We start from the raw sequence: 17,512 nt of genomic DNA, 5'->3' as shown, positions 1-17,512 counted from the left end.
CTCCTCATTCATTATATAACATTTGCTTTTGCTAAAGCATATTGTTATTTTCAGCCTCTTCTTGTTCCATACGAAGACGTTCTTCTGGTTCTATCCATGTTCCACCAGATTCTAAAACAGCTTCTTTTTGTACTTTTAAAATCGTTGCCTGATCCTCTTTTACATGTCTTTCCACTTTCAGGAAGCTCGTAATGACTACGAGAACTGCGTAACAAATCAGCTCAATTCCTAGGAAGCATAAAGCCAGCACCCATTTAACATTTTCAGTTTGTACCGTCATCGTAGCATCATATCCTGACGCCGTCAGAAGAGCATTAATAATTCCATTTCCCAGTCCCGTCATTCCTACCATAATTGCACCATAAACAGACATGGTAAAACCATCACTTCTAAACCCATTCTTCGCCTCTAAGTGATCCAGTACATCTGATAAAAGGGCTAATGTGACATACATCGCTGGAATAGACCCAATTCCTTTTAAAATCACACCGATACATACAATTACGAAACTATGAATATTGGTAAAACTCACTAATCCACCAACCACAGAGATTGCCAAACCGAAAGTTACGGCACGTTGTTTTCCGATTTTATTTGCGATTGGCCATGCCAACACCATTCCAACTGCCGTTGGTATTCCACCAATCAGTCCTAATATACCCATTGCTGTACCAGCCGATGCTTCACTATTTATTCCCTCAAACATCCATCTGCAGTAATAGCTCATTGATCCATTTTTAATCAATCCACCTAATTGAAATAACAAAAAATATAGTATAATAAACCACCAATACTTATTACTAATACAAGCTTTTATCTGCTTCTTCATCGGCAATTTTTCTTCTTTAATATCAAGTTTAATATTTTCTTCCGTAATACGTTCCCTTGTAAAGAAATACTCCAATAAGATTGCAAAAAATGTGATTATGCTAAGTACACCCATAATGATTCTCCAATGATTGTAACTCGCAGCTTTGTCAATTACCCCTTCTTTTTCAACAAATAAAAAGCTTTGCAAAAGCACCGGAATCAATATACTGGCGCCTATTCCTACTGCTGCCACGCCCGATGCATTTGAAAATGTTGCCAGCATTCCTCTGTGATTCGAGTTTCTGGTAGAAAGTCCAACCATTGAGCTGTGTGCGGTATAAAAAAATGGATAGGCAACCGCATAATATAAATTGTAGGATAGTGCAATCCAAATAACCTGAGTAAAGGGACTGGTATTTTGTGGTGTCATAAATAAAAGCAAAATAGAAATCATCACTAATGGCGCCGATAACAGCATATAGGGTCTTGCCTTGCCCTGTGATGTCCTCGTATTATCAATCAAGCGTCCGACCAACAAGTTTCCAATAATTACAAAGATGACCGAAATAATAGGAAGTAACGCTGAAAAAGCACCAAATCTTTTCGTATCGGTCCATCCTAGAATATCTGAATAGTAGCGATTCAAGTATGCACCAAAAATTGCATTTGAAATAAACGCACAAAATGGTCCTATAAAATATCCAATCAGCATCTCTTTTGGCTTAACATTTGCCGAGGTAATCTTTGTCTTCAACAATGGCTTGTCAAATATTTGATTCATGTTCATTCTCTCTGTTCCTCTCTTCTTCCTCAAAATGATAGGATCCACTTGCCAGTAGTTGCTGCTCACCGGATGGCATAACCAGTTGACACGTTGCTCCTACCGGCACTTCTATGTCAATGCAAAAAATATGATTCTCTATCTTCCAACTACTTGATACCTTTCCATAAGCAGTTAACACTTCTCCCTTTGCCCAACTTATTTTTCCGCCCATAAGTGGTTTGATTTGAAAGCGTTTATAGCCACCTTCCAGAGGTTCGATTCCAGCAATTCTTCGGTACAAGAAATCTCCGACTGCACCACTGGCATAATGATTAAAGGAAACCATGCCGCCAGTTCCATCACCTTCCCCGGTATTGCAAGTACCATCTTCACGAAGTGCATCCCAGCGTTCCCAAATCGTCGTACCTCCCACTTTCGCTTCATAGAGCCATGATGGACAAGTATCTGTTAATAACATTCGAAATGCGTCCTCGGCAAACCCGTTGTCTGCCAAAGCAAAAAGCACGTAAGGGGTTCCTGGAAAACCGGTTCCTATGTGGTAGTTGTTCTCCCGAATCATCCTGGAAAGATGCTTTGCCGTTTGCTTTTTATCACTTGTAGAAAGCATTTCATAATAGAGTGGAAGAACATATGCTGTCTGGAATTCTTTCTTCACGGAGCAATCCTCCTTCATCAAAATAGAACGGTATGCATCTCCTGTTTCCTTACTCAGCGCCGCATATTCTTTGGCATCTTTTTCTTCTCCCAATATCTCGGCAATCTGTGCAACAATTCCGCTTGAATATGCCAAGCAGGCGGTGGCGGTCCACTTTCCTCTGCCCATCCATCCCCACATACTGACTTCTGGTGCACACCAATCACCATAGTGATGCAATAAACGCCAAATTCTGCGATGCTTACCAAATGAAAACAACTGTGCCCAAAATTTACAGGCTTTCATATAGCGCTTCATCGTAGGATACATTTTTTTAAGAAGATTTTTATCCCCTCTGGCTCTATACTCCGCCCATGGAACTAAAATACATGCATCTCCCCAGTGATCCACTGCCATCGGAATCATGATTTCCCATTGAAGTGGAACACGAACCAGTGGAACCGTTACTGGAATTCCACCGCCTCTTGTCTGCTCCGCTTTTACATCGAGAAGCCACTTTTCCAGAAATCGTCCCATATTGAAGTTGTATGTTGCAGTAGAAGAAAATAGTGCAATATCTCCTGTCCATCCCATACGTTCATCTCGCTGAGGACAATCCGTTGGAATATCTACAAAATTGGATTTTGCTCCCCAACAGATATTGCTTTGTAATTGATTGAGTAATTTATTTGAGCACGAAAATTTTCCATTCTCTTCCATATCAGAATAAAGGGCAATGGCTGTGATACGAAGATCTTGCTCTTCAATTCCTGTTACCTCTACATAACGAAAACCCATATATGTCATTCTGGGTGAATACTGCTGCATTCCCTCTTCACAGATATAAACAGCTTCTTGTTTTGCCGTTCGAAGTGGCTCTGTATATAGTTTTCCATCCATCAAAATCTCAGCGTGGCGAAAGGTTATTTTTTGTCCCTTTTTTCCTCTTATCTCTGCTGAAATGACACCCGCAAAGTTTTGTCCAAAATCATAAAGTAACATTCCACCCTTTGTATGGGTACAGCAAATCGGTTCAAACTGTTCCTTTGCTCTTACTGGTACTCCATATTGAGCCATGATTTTAGGACTGATTTTAATTTGTTCCTGCTCTGCCTTTCGCCACTGGATTTGATCCAAATCTACTGTGGCATCATAGACTTCCCCATTATAAAACTCTGTTTCTCGGAAATTCCCCTCTTCCGTAACGCTCCATGTCTCATCTGTGCCGACTATCTCTTTTGTCCCATCACAGTATTCAATCCGTAGCTCTGCCAACAATGCTTGACGTTTTGCATATACCCGATTTCTTCTTTTATAGGTAAACGAGCCAACCGCCCAGCCGCCTCCTACAACTACCACAAGACAATTTTTCTCTTGGAGCTGCCCTGTAACATCATAGGTCTGGTATTGCAATTGGTTACGGTACGAAGTAAAGCCGGGAGCAAAGTAATCTTCACCTACCTTTTCTCCATTTAGCATCAGCTCATAAATTCCGAATGCCGTCACGTAAATCTTTGCACATCTTATTTCCTTTGAGCAATTGATATTCTTTCGAAAAGTCATTGTTTTAGGAGAAACCTTTGCTTCCTTAAAATGATAGGCTCCATCCGTAATCCACTTTGATTTCCACTCACTCAACATACGCCCCGTCTCGAAGGTTAGTTCCGCCACTGCCGTTTCATTGTAATTATTGGATACCTCCAGCTTCACAGTGTATTGATGAAATGCATCCAGTCCTTCTCCATCGTAAGTAACCCCAATTTGTTCCACTGTGTTCTTCTGCCATCCATTGCTCATTGATAAAGTTGCATTTTTTATGACCACCTCTTGTTTGTCACTTTCTACAAAGTAAGAAAACCGTGGCTTCTCATTATCTGTAACACATCCAGAAGATAAACTTTCCACTGTAAACCTTGATATTTTCAGCATCTCTTTCTCCTTTTATTCTCTATCATATCCATATTCTCTAGACAGAAAGGGGTAATATATATTCTGATGACAAACGTCCATCTGTTACTTTCATCCTTACATTTCCACTCCCATTTGCCCGAATGACTGCCAATGCTTCTCCGTAATACGCATCGGTCTGATTGGTTAAATACCCTCTTTTATTAAAGGGACAGGCATTTCCAAATGCTATCAATTCCGCATTCTCAACTTTCATTTTTAGCGTCCCTCCCATCAAAGGTTTTAGCGTTCCCTCTTTATCTGTGTATTTCAACCGGATAAATGATAGCTTTCCTTTCTTCGCTACATTTTCCTCCGGAACAATCTGTATTTCTGTATCCGTTTTTGCTGTTTTAAGTCTTGTTCTCGCTATTTCTTGTCCCTTGGAGTTATAAGCAACTGCTTCAATGGTTCCGTTCTGATAAACGGTATGAAATACTGTATCACATTTATTTTTTAATCGCTTCCGGCCAGCTCTTTTTCCATTGATTAAAAGCTCTATTTCCGCTGCTCTTGCGTAAACCTCCACAATTGCTTTCTTCCCACTGTATCCACGGAAAGACCATGATTCAATCCCATTTGTCATCTTCCATGCTGAAGGAGAATGCTTATCTCCTGTATGATTCACTGGCACCACTGCAATGACAGGTTTATCCGTTTGCTCAAAAGCCACTTTCGTATAACCTGCTTCTGCCAATGGCTTTCCCGTCAAGTCAATGCGTCCACTTCCAGCTGTAATCCACCCCACTCCATGGGAGAAATCAGGTGCATAATCTCTGTATTCCCATGCACCAACACCTACTTCACCTAAGTAATCCATACCTGCCCACACAAAATCACCTATTAATCGGTTGTTTTTCTTTGCCATTTCCCAAAAATCATATGCGTCCGAACAAAATGTCTCACTTCCAAGAATTAATCGGTTTGAATATTTATTCAAATCCTTTCGATAACGTTTTATTCCATAGTTATATCCTGCGATATCTAAATTTGCGAATGCTTTATGTGTCTTTACATCACATCCATAAAATGATGCCCCTATCTTCATCACATCTCTTCCAAGCAGACCCGCCAAATTATTAAAGAACTCGCTTCCAACCGCTTTCTTTTTTGCCTTTTTATCACTGTATACCCCTAATCCAATCGAACTCAAAAAGTTGAAAAAGATATTGACACCACAGGTAACCGGTCGGCTGCTATCCAAAATATGTAAATACTTTGTCATCTGTCCAGCCAAGTCAATTCCCTTTTTCTGTGCAGTTTCTGAAACCTCATTTCCTGTAGAATACATAATTACACAGGGATGATTGTAGTCTTTATCCACCATATCCTTTAAATCTTGTTTCCACCATTTCATAAAGTAATCCACATAATCATATTCTGTTTTGTGAATATACCAAACGTCTACGAACTCATCTACTACTAGCATCCCCTGTCTGTCACAGGCATCTAATAATGCCTTCGAACATGGATTATGAGCGGATCGAATTGCGTTATAACCATTTTCTTTTAAGATTCGAATCTTTCTTTCCACCGCTTCCGGGAAACAGCAAGCACCCAAAATCCCATTATCATGATGAATGCACGCTCCTCGTAAAATTTCTCTTCTTCCATTCATCTTAAAACCTTGTTTACTATCCCATTCCAATTGACGAATACCAAATGTTTCCGTCACGGTATCTTCTTCAAAAAATGCTTTACAAGTGTACAAATATGGTGAATCAACACTCCATAGTTTCGCATTATCAATTTGTATCGCTGTCATTTCCCCAGAAGGAATCTCAGTTTGAATCCCTGCTTCCGGTATCTCTATTTGAACAGATCCCTGTGTAGTCGTATCCACTTTAATTTCGATAATTGCAGGTTCTATACTCAAGGTACGCACCTTTATACCATTTAATAAAATGTGATGTTTTTCTGCCACATACATCCATACCGGTCTATATATTCCTGCACCTGAGTACCATCTGCTATTGGGCTGATCTTTGTTTCGTGCAATTACTTGCATCTGATTGGTTTTACCATATTTTAAATAGGAATCAGCAGATACATAAAAATTCGAATAACCATACGGACGAAATGCAGCTTTCTTACCATTCAAATACACCTCTGCATTATGGTAAACTCCTTCAAACTCAAAGATGACTCTTTGATCTTCCATTTCCAAAGGCACCTCAAAATACTTCTCGTAGAGGTAATCGTATCCCTCAAACCATCCTGTATGAATGCCTCCCAGACTATTTTTTGTACGTTTTTCACCTAACATCGCATCATGTGGAAGTGTCACTTGCTTTCTAAAAGCATTTTCTTCATCTTTATGCAGAACTTCCCATCCTCTATTAAAATCAATCCGTTTCATTGCACATCCCTTTCCTTTATCTAAGTTATCGTCATCATTCTATCACTTAAAAAAAAGAAAAAATGTCTTTCACGTAAACTGCTCATTTTTTTACGTGAAAGACATTTCTTTTGTGCAATATAACCAAAACATTCTTAATAAATTTTAAATTCTTTTCCAAGTCCCATTGCAAGACGCCACCCATGTTTAAATATGAAACCAAAGTTATTTATGCTATAATGGTGTCAATAATTTTATTTTCATCTATAGAGGAGAATTGATATGCACAGAACTGCTGCCATTAACGATTTTAAAATAATGCCAGATTACCAGCTGGATCTAATAGAATCCGCTTGTGATTGGGCATTCATTACTGATGAACTATTTACAATCTGTTATGCCCACAAATGTCAAAGCGCTACGGGAGAAATCTTACCCGTTAACCTAATTAGTCTTTCCTTTGAAAATTTTTTGCCTTATGACTCTCGCACCGAAGTAATGCAGCTTTTAAAAGATGAGCATAACCAGAAAAAAGGGGGAGTAGAAACTGTATATACTGATCCATTAACAGGAATGTATCAAATAAAAAGTCTTCCGTTTTCTATGGAAGATTTCCATGGATATAGCATTGCGGTGCGACGCATTACTTCAGAGACTTTGGGAAAACTTCGAAAAGAATTATATGGTGAATCCTTCCGTACAATTGACCAACATGCCTCCATACAATTAGAACAGCAAAAGCTTATTACCGATTTGTCTTCTGCTTTTGCAAAAAACTCCGATGCTTCTCTGGACAAACTATTTAATCACGTCTTACAGGAGCTGGGAACTTTTATGAACGTAGACCGCTGTTCTATTTTCCGACACGACTTGGAGCACAAGACCTACAGTGTAATCTATGAATGGTGTGCACCTGACGTTCCTTCAACGAAAGCTCTCTTACAGAATATTCCTTACAACGATGACGATGAAGGGTTTATTCAGCTTACCACAAGACCTTATATTGCGGTGGATGACACCTTTCAGTTTACTGGTGAGGCTTATCGTGTCCAGCGAGAAAGTGGAATCCATTCCTTTGCTGACTTACCCATATTGTGCAATGGCCAGTTTTGGGGCTTTCTAGGTGCCGATTATGGCAGCGGCCCTCATTATTGGACAGAGAGTGAGTTTAATATGCTCCAGACCATTGGCAGTATTATGTCCTCAACCTTGGAAAAAAACAAGATGGAAAATGAACTTCATGATGCCTATGGAAAGCTTCGTGAAATTGTCAACAGCTATCCTGGTATTATCTGGTCCGTAGATAAATCCAATCATATCACTTTATTTGAAGGGCAGGCTTTAAGTGATCTTGGCGTGCATAAGGATAGCCTGATGGGTGCCAATATTAATACGCTATTAACAGAAGAGGGGATACCTGGAATAAGTCTGCTGGAAAAGCATAATGCAACATTTACCTCTGGAAGCCAAAGCTATTATGCGGATATCGAAAATCTCCATTTTGCTTGTGAAACAACACCTCTTCGTACACTGGACGGCACTGTAAACGGCATCGTTGGTGTTGCTTTAGATGTGACTGATATGCAGCAAATGCAGCTTAAATTAGAAGAAGCAATTGAACAGGCAGAACAAGCAAGTCAGGCAAAAACCGATTTTCTATCCCGTATGAGCCATGAGATACGAACTCCAATGAATGCTATTATTGGTATGAACGAGATTGCAAAGACGGCAAAAGACCCTCAGCGCATACGTTATTGTCTTGCTAAAATAGAGCAAGCATCTCATCAGCTGCTAGGTCTCATTAATGACATTTTAGACTTGTCTAAAATTGAATCCGGCAAGATGGAAATTGTAAATGCTGAGTTCAACTTCGAAAAGATGCTACAGAATGTATATAACGTAATACAACCTCGTGTAGATGAAAAGAGACTTGATTTTTCCTTTAATCTGGATACGAATTTTGACCGATGCTTAATCAGTGACGAACTGCGTCTGACACAAGTGGTCACAAATCTGCTTTCCAATGCAGTTAAATTCACTCCGGAAAATGGTGCGATCACCTTACATTCTTCTTTTGTAAAACAGAATGAGGATAATGCTGTCCTGCGAATTGAAGTGCAGGATACCGGAATTGGCATTAGCTTAGAGGAACAGGATAAGTTGTTTCAGCCCTTTGAGCAAGCTGATGGCAGCATTACCAGACGGTTTGGCGGTACAGGCCTTGGACTTTCCATCTGCCGTAAAATCATTGATTTAATGGGTGGCAGGATATGGGTAGAAAGCGAAGAAGGTACTGGCTCCCGCTTTATATTTGAAACACCGGTAGAGCTTGGTGGACCCAGCATCATTCCTCCAAAGGATTTACCAGATTTGAGAAACACACGTATCTTGGTCGTAGATGACAGCACAGACGTTTTGGAATATTGCCAGCAGATTATTTCAGGTTTTCACATGCAATGTCATACCGCCAATAGTGGTCCTCAGGCAATTCAACTTGTACAAGGCCAATCACCGTATGACATTATTTTCCTTGACTGGAAGATGCCAGGCATGGACGGTCTCGAAACCGCTGAAGCGATTCAAAAAATAGTTCCTCCTGAGACCATTGTTATCATGATTTCTGTGGCAGACTGGTGTGATTTGAAACCCCAAGCAACTGAAATCGGTATCACACGTTTTCTTGCAAAACCCTTATTACCTTCTTCACTTTTTAATACAATTGTGGAGTTAACACGTGGTGCAAAGGAAAAAATTTCTTCTGTTGACACAAAATCCAACTATAGTTGGCCTAATAAAACCATATTGATGGCGGAAGATATTGAAATCAATCAAGAAATTATACATGCTTTACTTCATCCTACTGGAATTACACTTGAATTCGCAAATAATGGTGCTCAAGCTGTAGAAAAGTATCACGCGGACTCGTCCCACTATGATCTTATTCAGTCGGTCATTTTTTGCGGACAGTTCATACATGCTATCCTTTTCTGTTCTCTGCTCCTGCGTTTGCTCTCGTTTGATTTCTCCCTCCGTATCTTCTTGGCACAAGCAGGACAATACCTTGATGCACCAGAGCCCGGGACATATTCAACGCCGCACACCGTACAATTTTTAGCGGGCATTGCTGCCCACCGTTTTGTAGGTATGATATGTAATTCATCGACAAAGCCGATGAATTTATAGTAAATCTTGATTTCCTGCTTCACTGTTCCGTCTGCCATCTTCTCACGCTCCGAAACAAGTATCTTGTCTATGAGTGCGTTTATAACTGTTGCATCCAGTTCTTTTAAGCCTTGATAATTTCGGATAAGGGCGAGGAAGTCACGGATTCCCCGTGATTTCTCGTAGCTTTCATTAAGAGTTTCCGTCACCTCTTTCAGCCTTGCTTCAATTTCAAGCTGCTCTTTCTGGTATTTCCCCGACATCATCTCAAAATTCCGCTCGGTAATACGCTCCATGACCTTATCCTCGTAGAGAGAGGAAAACAGCCTGTCCAGTTCCGCAAGGCGTTTGTTCAGCTTCTTACGTTCTTTCTCTAATGCTTTCGCCCTGCTCTGGTCTGTTTCCGTGAGCCGCTTTTCTATGGCCCTGACCGCCTTTTCATCATTCACTGCCATATCCGCAAAACAGTTGATGTCGGCAAGAACGGCATTGAATAAATCCCTTGCTTCTATATTGTGGGCACTACACTCGCTTCTTCCGTTTCTTGCATAATTATTACATGAATACTGTACACAGTCGATAATCTCTGGGCGTTTCCTCCTGTGTACGTTCATTGCCCGCAGAGCACATCCGCAGTCCACACACTTGATAACGCCTGCAAAAATATTTACAAATCCTCCCTTGTTCTGTGGAAGCCTACGACTTGTAATAAGCTGTTGGACAATATCAAATTCCTCCTGCGTGACTATTCCCTCATGGGTATTGGGTATCACTTCCCATTCTTCGGGCAGCTTAGAGGGGCGTTTCTTGCTTTTCATATTGGCGGCAATCCGTTTGTAGCCTACAAGATTTCCCGCATATATCGGGCTTCTTAAAATGCTCCTCACGCTGTTCCCACTCCAAATATAGCGTTTGTCCTCGTTCCCCTCAAAATGACGTTCAAAGCCTGTTTCGCCACGCTCCGCCGCATAAGCGGCAGGGCGTAGGATATGCTGTTTATTAAGATGTCTGCAAATTTTGGCAACTCCATTCCCTTTTAATGCAAGGTCGAATATCTCTTTTACAACATGTGCCACTTTATCATCTATCAGCAGATGGTTGTGGTCGGCAGGGTCTTTGATATAGCCATAAGGGGCGGTAGTTCCCATGAATTTCCCCTGTTGAAACCTCGCCCGATATGCCGATTTTATCTTAACAGATATGTCAGCGGCATACATTTCGTTTAAAATGTTGCGGAAAGGCGTGATGTCCATAGCAGATTTATTCAAGGTATCTACGCCGTCATTGACCGCTATATACCTCACGTTATGCTCTGGGAAGAAAACTTCCAGATATAACCCACAATCAAGATAGTTTCTCCCCAGACGGGATAAATCTTTCGTAATCACGCAGTTTATCAGACCGCTTTCAATGTCTTTTATCATATTCTGGAAACTTGGTCTTTGGAAATTTGTACCAGAATAACCATCGTCCACATACGTTTTTGCTATGTGCCATCCCTGCTTTTTCACATAATCCGTGAGGATGGATTTCTGTGTCGCAATGCTCGCACTCTCGTTATCCGTACCATCGTCTTTAGATAAGCGGCAATAAATGCCGACTAAATAGATTTTCTTTTCTTCTTTGATTCCTGCCATACTGTAAAACCTCCGTATCTGTCCTATCTGTTTTCATGTCCCATTGCGTACATTCTAAGCGGACAGCCCCTCATTGTCGAAGGTGTCGCCCTCGGCAATCTTCTTCCGAATATCCTCGGAGATAATCGGGACAAACGCTTCTGTAACGGTCTGTGTGCCGACATATTCACGGCTGATTATCATCTGCACTGGTGCTTTTGGCACGATACGCTTTCTCTTTTTATCTGCTTTCTTATCCTCGCCCATACTTAAATCTTCCTTTCCAGACAGGGCAGGGAAGAGTTTGGAAATGTCCCCGCCCTGCCAATCAGATACCATTAATCCTCGCTGTTTAATTCTTTCTGTAATGCTTTAAGGAGTGCCGCCGCTTCATCAGCGTTCAGCGTGATTCCCTTGCCGCACTTTTCACGGTTCGGGGAAAAGCTGCGGATGTCATACTTCGGCTCTTTCCCATTCCATGAAATGAGATTGATTTCCTTTGTGTAGCCACTGTCGCCCGTAGACAATACTGCGATTTCCTTTACGATTTCATACTGGATTTCTCTCATTCTCCATACCTCAACTCTCTGTATTTACTTCCCGAAAAAAGAAGATTAGCGGCTGTCACGGTTGCGTTTCCTCTGCAACTCACGCTCCAAAAGTTTGATGATGGTTTCCTCCATCTGCTTCGGCGTTGTGTTCTTCGGAAAGTATTTTTTCAGCTTGCTTGTGTTGATTTTCAAGGTTTCTTTCTGGTTGCCCTTTTCCTCCGTCATAATCGCAAATATCGTATCCATGTCAAGCCGCCCGCTCTGGCTTAACTGTTTCATCCGCTGTGCCTGTGAGAGTGAGGGCGTTGCTTCTTCGCTCTCCATCGTGGCAAAGAGGTTTTCCTGCTCGTCTTTCTTCAAGAAGGACAGTTCCACCGCAGGCGTGAGGGCGATTTTCCCCTCGTCCACCATCTGCAAAATCGGCGGTATCAGTTCCGTCAGGCGGATAAAACGCTGCACGGTCATCCTGCCCACGCCGAAGCCCTGTGCCACCTTGTCGTCCGTCCGCAACTTCGTCACAACTTGTGACGAGGTTAAGTCTGTGCGGAAACCCTGCCGCTTCATGGCTTCGGATTTCATCTTGTAAGCAAACGCCCGCTCCGATGGCAGGATATTCTCACGCTGCAAATTGCTGTCTACAAGGGTGATGATGGCTCGGTCACGGTCTAAGGGCAGGACAAACGCAGGCACGGTATTTATCCCTGCAAGTTCAGAAGCACGGACACGCCGCTGTCCTGCAATCACTTCATAACCGTCCCCGTCCTCTTTCGGGCGTGTGATTATCGGCGTGACAATGCCAAATTCCTTGATGCTTTCCGCTAACTCTGACAGTGTTTCATCTTCTGCCACATGAAACGGATTGTCGGGGAACGGGTACAAGTCTTTGGTCTTTAACACCTTAAAATCCTGTTTCTTCATTCACATATCTACCTTTCTTTCGCTCTGCTTCTATGATTTTTCTGCAATTCTTCCAACACTTCGGGCGGTATTTTTGACAGCAGCCGCCCCATCTGCTCGTTGGTTCTCTGCAATTCAAATATCTTCTGATTCGCTTTCTGCACCTTTAGTTCCTGCTCGTACTTTTCATCACGCATACGCCCCGCATAGTCTGATTCCTGCCCAATTCTCTCTTTCAAACTGTCGATATACGCCTGCTGTTTCCCGATTTCCTTAGAGAATTTCTCCACGTCTGGCAGCCATGCAGAGAGTAAATCTAACGCTTTATCCCTTTTCTTCCCTGCGTTAAAGGCGTTGATGTCGGATAGGGCAGACACGATTTCTTCATACTGTTTATCAAGCCTGCCGCCTAATTTATAGAGCCATGTGGGGACGTGTTTCCGCTTGGTTTCCATTGAGGACTGCCCCCGTTCAAGCTGATTCCACCGTGAGGACATCCGCTCATGGTAGGCGGTCTGCCACTCGGATAATGATTTCTGGTTGCCTAAGATAGCTTTCGCTGACAGCTTATTGTCTGGCGTAATCGGCACAAAGCAGAGGTGCATATGGGGCGTTCTCTCGTCCATATGGACGACAGCGGAGAGGATATTCTGCTTTCCAACACGCTCCGAAATGAAGTCAAGAGCCGTCTGGAAATACGCTTTTTGTTCTTCGGGCGGTAACTGGTTCATAAATTCTGGTGAAGCTGTGATGAGCGTTTCCACCATCATCACGCTGTCTTTCCTTGTCCTGCACCCCGCTTCGGCTACCATGCGGTTAATCTCTTTCTTGTAGGTGTACTTTGGTGGTGCTATGAGATGGTAATTGTTTTTAGAGCGTTCCATATCTATATCTGGGTTGCTTTTGTAGGCTTCTTTCTTCCGCTCGTTGTGGCGTTCACAAGCCGCAACGCCGCCCGCTTTTCGTTTCTGGAAACGCAGGATTGCATAAGGCATAGGCGGATTCCTCCTTTCTTTCGGCGGGTGACCGTCCTTTGGGGTGACAGCGGTGACGGTGGTGACAGCAGTTTTGGGATACCCCCTGCCGACTGCCGCAACTGTCACCCTCACCCCCTGCATGACGGTCATGTCGATGATGACGGTGTTTTTGGGATACCCCCCTCGCAAGAGCCGTCACCGTCATGCCGCCATTCTTTTATCCGAAGCCGTAAGGCGTAGGATAGCAGGGCACAGCCCTGCCTTAAGGGAGTCCAGAGGGAACGTCTGGCACACGACTTTGCAGGGCAAAGTGTAGTGTGTTACACCCTGTAAACGCAGTCGGAAAAATCGGAATGATTTTTCTGACCGCAGGGGTGGTTTTACACGACCGAAAAGGGCGAGTAAATCTCACGCCTGCATTTTGCGTTTACGGGGTGTTCTCCCGTAGGGATGACAGCGGCAGGGTATCCTAAAATCACTGTCACCACCGTCACTGCTGTCACCCGCAGGGCAGAGCCGCCAGCTTTACATGGCTTTAAGCGTCAATGACAGTAACAGGGGGGTATCCTAATATCGCTGTCACCACCATCACCGCTGTCACCCGCCCTCCTTGCAAGGGCAATCCGCCTGCCGTCTTTCCTGCGGCTGTACTGGTAGCAGATACGGTTCTCGCTTAAAAATGTGGTGCGGTATTCATTCAGCCATTTCGTAATCACCGTGGGTATGGTTTCCGTTTCCCCCATAGCGGCTAACAGTTCCGTTGCCGTGCCTATCCATTCTTCCTTATCCCTCATAAAATCCACCAACCGAAAAAGGACATCTGGTATCGTTTCTTTCGCAAGCTGCTCCTGCGTTTTCCGCTCCACAAGCTCCCAACGGCAATCACGGAAACGCAGCGTGTATTCCTGATAAGGCGTGTCCCTGCCCGTCACATACAGCTTGGCGGTGTCAGACGCACGTTTCTCCTTTTCCAGAACAAAGGTAGCGTCCGCACTCCCCGTTAATCCTGTCGTCCCAGACACCTTGTTGAACACGTCGCTGTCATTCTGCTTTCGGATGTGGTGTACGACAATGACCGCCAGAGAGTGCCTGTCGGCAAAGTCTTTGATGAGGGAGATGTCCCCATAGTCGCTTGCATAGGCATTGTCTTTTGAAGCTGTACGGACTTTCTGCAAGGTATCAATGACAATGAGCCTGCTGTCTGGGTAATCTTTCAGATAATCTTCAAGCTGCACGATAAGACCGTCTGACAGCTTGCAGCTTGCCACGGCAAAGTGGAGCCGCCCGCTTGCTTCGTCCGTCAAACGAAATAACCTGTCCTGTATGCGGCAGAACGTGTCCTCAAGGCAGAGGTAAAGCACATCGCCCTCCATTGTCGGCATATCCCATAAAGGGATTCCCTGCGACACGCATAAGCATAGCTTCAGCATGAGCCAGCTTTTGCCTATCTTCTGTGAGCCGCAGAACAGCGATAAGCCTGTCGGGATAAGGCTGTCCACCACAAAGGATGGTTTCTCAAGCGGTTCATAAAGGAGCGTTTCGGCGTTGACTGTCTGTAACTTCTGCATGGCTTTCCTCCTTTCGGGCGGTGTCTTTGTTTTCGTTGCACATAGGCGTTGACCTCCTTAAAAATAGATTTACTCCCACGGAAAAAAGTGAGAGTATGTAATGCCGCCAATCCCACACAAATAAAAAACAGATTTCTTTTTCGGGCGGTGTCGGTCACGGTTGGAGATATTTCTTCAATTTCCGCCTTTACTTTCTCCTTTGCAATCGCAACAGATTTCTGTATTGCCGAAGCGGTGCAATGCTCCATAGCGGCGATTTGGTAAAAATTGAACTCATACTCGTAGTAGAGCAGGAAACGCCGCCTTTGTATCTCTGGAAGGCTCCCAACCGCCTTATAGAGCGTTTCATTCCGTTCTTCCTCAACCATGCGTTCATCAAGGCTCTTAGGCACACGCAACGCCCGTCTGTAAAGGGTTTCGTCCCATACCTCGTTAAACTCCCTGTGCCGCTCGTCCCATTAGAAAAGATTCCTGTTCCTGCGCTCCATCTGCCGAAACTCCATAAAGAACTGTTCCGACACTTCCAACTCGTGGGATTTGCCCTGCCCGTCCTTAAAGCTGATAAAATACCTTGTGCCGCTTTCCGTGGATTCCTCCCGAAGCGTGTATGCCTTAACCCTGTATGCCATCCTGTTGTCCTCCTGCAAAAAATGAGTGAGGGGATTTCCATCCCTCACCCAGTAGCCCGCAGGATGGCAGGCTGTTTTAGAAGCTATAAAATTTTCCGCAGCTTCTTCCGCAGATGGTCTAACCTCGCATAGATGGCACCAGTCGTCAAATGCACAAGCGGGGCAATCTCCTTTGTGGAATACCCCTGCATTTTCAGCAGGACGATTTTCAAGGTACGCCCGTCCACCGTGACTAATACTTGATAGAGATTTTCGCTCTCAATCTCTTCCAGTAACTCCGCAACCGTACCCACTTCCGCCTGCCGCTCCCTGCCTGCCATGTCCTCAAGATATTCCGCAACGTCATTCGTCCATCGGTAAAACCGCCTGTTGGAATTGAAGTCTGCCCTGTCCGCCATGCGTATCTGCTCAATGGTCGCTTCATCAACGCCGCACTCACGCAGCAGCTTTTCCTCCGCTTCTTTCCAGATACGCCATTTCCTGTCCTCCCGTCCGTGGTTGTATGCCATTCTTACTTCCTCCAATCAGAATTGATTGAGAGGGCAGAGAAAAGCCCCCTCATCTTCCCAAAGGAAAAAACAAGGGGGCTGAACGCCTTAAATTTTAATTTTCTATTATCTTTCTTAGTTTTATTAGGATTCTGGCTTTGCGTTTGTTTACAACGCTCTGGGTTATGCCCAACCTCGCCCCGACTTCACGCTCGGAAAGTCCGTCAAAAAAGATTGCCTGTATCAGCTCCTGTTCACTATCCGACAGCAAAGGCAGGGCGGCTTTCAGCCTGTCCACCATGACCGCATTGACAACGGTTTCTGCAATGTCCACCGCTTCATCAGTGATAAAGTCCAGAGGATTCCCCTCGCTGTCCGTAAATCCGTCGAGAGATAGCAGTCTATTCTTTGTATCTAATTTTTGCAGATAACGCCACCGTTCCTTGTCACGGTAGAAGTCTGTGTATTGCTCCCTCACGACTTCAAGCAGACAGCCTTGAATGGGGATAAACAGCTTGTCCATATAGGTCTGGTCGGATTCCCTGCAACGGCAGAACTCCGTGTAGGATAATTCCACATAGCCGCCACTTTCTCTGATATATACCTTTCTTGGTGCATATTTCACCATAAATACCTCCCATCTGAATTTTTGAAATGTAAAAAATCCAGATGGAGAGGCGGAGAACGACACCGCATATCAGAAACAGCCCTACGGCACTTTCCAACAAAAATCGACAAAAGAAAAACCGCAAAGGCTCTGTGACCTTTACGGTTATAGGAAATAGTAATTCTATTGTATGGAGATTGTACTTCTACTTTCAAGGTGAGAAGTACCGTTGCACTGGCAGAAATTTTTTTAACTGGTTTCCTGCCGTTCTCTGATATGCTATGTATTGATAAATTTTGCTTCGTATGAGCAGATAGATAACTGCCCGAAAAAAGGACATAAAAAAATCCCTCCAAATTTAAAAACAAATTCAGAGGGTAATTTAGGGTATAACAAAATAACCCACCCGAATATCGTTTTTTTTATTTGGTGAGTTTGTTCTTTCAAATACGAAACAAAAAGAGCCGATGATTCGTGAATTGTTCCACAATTTCATCGGCTCTG

At 43.6% G+C, this 17,512-nt stretch carries 10 protein-coding genes and 3 pseudogenes; 1 reads left to right on the top strand and 12 read right to left on the bottom strand.

Going from position 1 to position 17,512, the window contains the following annotated elements:
* Positions 1–31 precede the first annotated feature (31 nt).
* The 3 genes from NHH15_RS12525 to NHH15_RS12515 are packed head-to-tail and all read right to left on the bottom strand — an operon-like array spanning position 32 to position 6,534.
* On the bottom strand, positions 32–1,591 hold the full coding sequence (locus NHH15_RS12525; RefSeq protein WP_262066994.1) for an MFS transporter: 1,560 nt from the start codon (positions 1,589–1,591) through the stop codon (positions 32–34).
* Positions 1,575–4,157, bottom strand: a complete 2,583-nt coding sequence (locus NHH15_RS12520) for an alpha-L-rhamnosidase (RefSeq protein WP_262066993.1) — start codon at positions 4,155–4,157, stop codon at positions 1,575–1,577. The genes NHH15_RS12525 and NHH15_RS12520 overlap by 17 nt, the downstream gene beginning before the upstream one ends.
* 37 nt (positions 4,158–4,194) lie before the next feature.
* On the bottom strand, positions 4,195–6,534 hold the full coding sequence (locus NHH15_RS12515; RefSeq protein ID WP_262066992.1) for a glycoside hydrolase family 2 TIM barrel-domain containing protein: 2,340 nt from the start codon (positions 6,532–6,534) through the stop codon (positions 4,195–4,197).
* A gap of 261 nt (positions 6,535–6,795) precedes the next feature.
* Between NHH15_RS12515 and NHH15_RS12510 the strand changes: the two are divergent.
* Positions 6,796–9,219: pseudogene (locus NHH15_RS12510) on the top strand (hybrid sensor histidine kinase/response regulator); the annotation flags it as partial.
* A 236-nt stretch (positions 9,220–9,455) separates the two neighbouring features.
* Here the strand turns inward: NHH15_RS12510 and NHH15_RS12505 are convergent.
* The 9 genes and pseudogenes from NHH15_RS12505 to NHH15_RS12465 form a co-directional block, all read right to left on the bottom strand.
* Positions 9,456–11,312 carry a recombinase family protein gene (locus NHH15_RS12505; protein ID WP_001820670.1) on the bottom strand — a complete coding sequence of 619 codons (1,857 nt, stop codon included), beginning with the start codon at positions 11,310–11,312 and terminating at the stop codon, positions 9,456–9,458.
* 54 nt (positions 11,313–11,366) lie between these two features.
* Positions 11,367–11,558: a hypothetical protein gene (locus NHH15_RS12500; protein ID WP_001820669.1), complete on the bottom strand. Its 192-nt coding sequence runs from the start codon at positions 11,556–11,558 to the stop codon at positions 11,367–11,369.
* A 71-nt stretch (positions 11,559–11,629) separates the two neighbouring features.
* Positions 11,630–11,860, bottom strand: a complete 231-nt coding sequence (locus NHH15_RS12495; RefSeq protein ID WP_001206986.1) for a YdbC family protein — start codon at positions 11,858–11,860, stop codon at positions 11,630–11,632.
* A 45-nt stretch (positions 11,861–11,905) separates the two neighbouring features.
* Entirely contained in the window at positions 11,906–12,760 is an 855-nt protein-coding gene (locus NHH15_RS12490; RefSeq protein ID WP_000743700.1) for a ParB/RepB/Spo0J family partition protein, read from the bottom strand.
* Between the two features lie 8 nt (positions 12,761–12,768).
* Positions 12,769–13,734 (bottom strand): MobV family relaxase, encoded by a 966-nt coding sequence (gene mobV, locus NHH15_RS12485; protein WP_001820668.1) that lies wholly within the window; start codon positions 13,732–13,734, stop codon positions 12,769–12,771.
* A 517-nt stretch (positions 13,735–14,251) separates the two neighbouring features.
* A pseudogene (locus NHH15_RS12480) lies at positions 14,252–15,284 on the bottom strand (AAA family ATPase).
* A gap of 154 nt (positions 15,285–15,438) precedes the next feature.
* Positions 15,439–15,913: pseudogene (locus tag NHH15_RS12475) on the bottom strand (RNA polymerase sigma factor).
* Between the two features lie 83 nt (positions 15,914–15,996).
* Entirely contained in the window at positions 15,997–16,422 is a 426-nt protein-coding gene (locus tag NHH15_RS12470; RefSeq protein WP_000323895.1) for an RNA polymerase sigma factor, read from the bottom strand.
* Between the two features lie 94 nt (positions 16,423–16,516).
* Entirely contained in the window at positions 16,517–17,026 is a 510-nt protein-coding gene (locus NHH15_RS12465) for a sigma-70 family RNA polymerase sigma factor (protein WP_105116765.1), read from the bottom strand.
* Between the last annotated feature and the right edge of the window lie 486 nt (positions 17,027–17,512).

Origin of the sequence: Aequitasia blattaphilus (genome assembly GCF_024721305.1) — a bacterium.
Lineage (GTDB): Bacteria > Bacillota > Clostridia > Lachnospirales > Lachnospiraceae > Aequitasia > Aequitasia blattaphila.
Note: the sequence above shows the minus strand (reverse complement) of the source record. Positions and strands in the feature narration are given on the sequence as shown.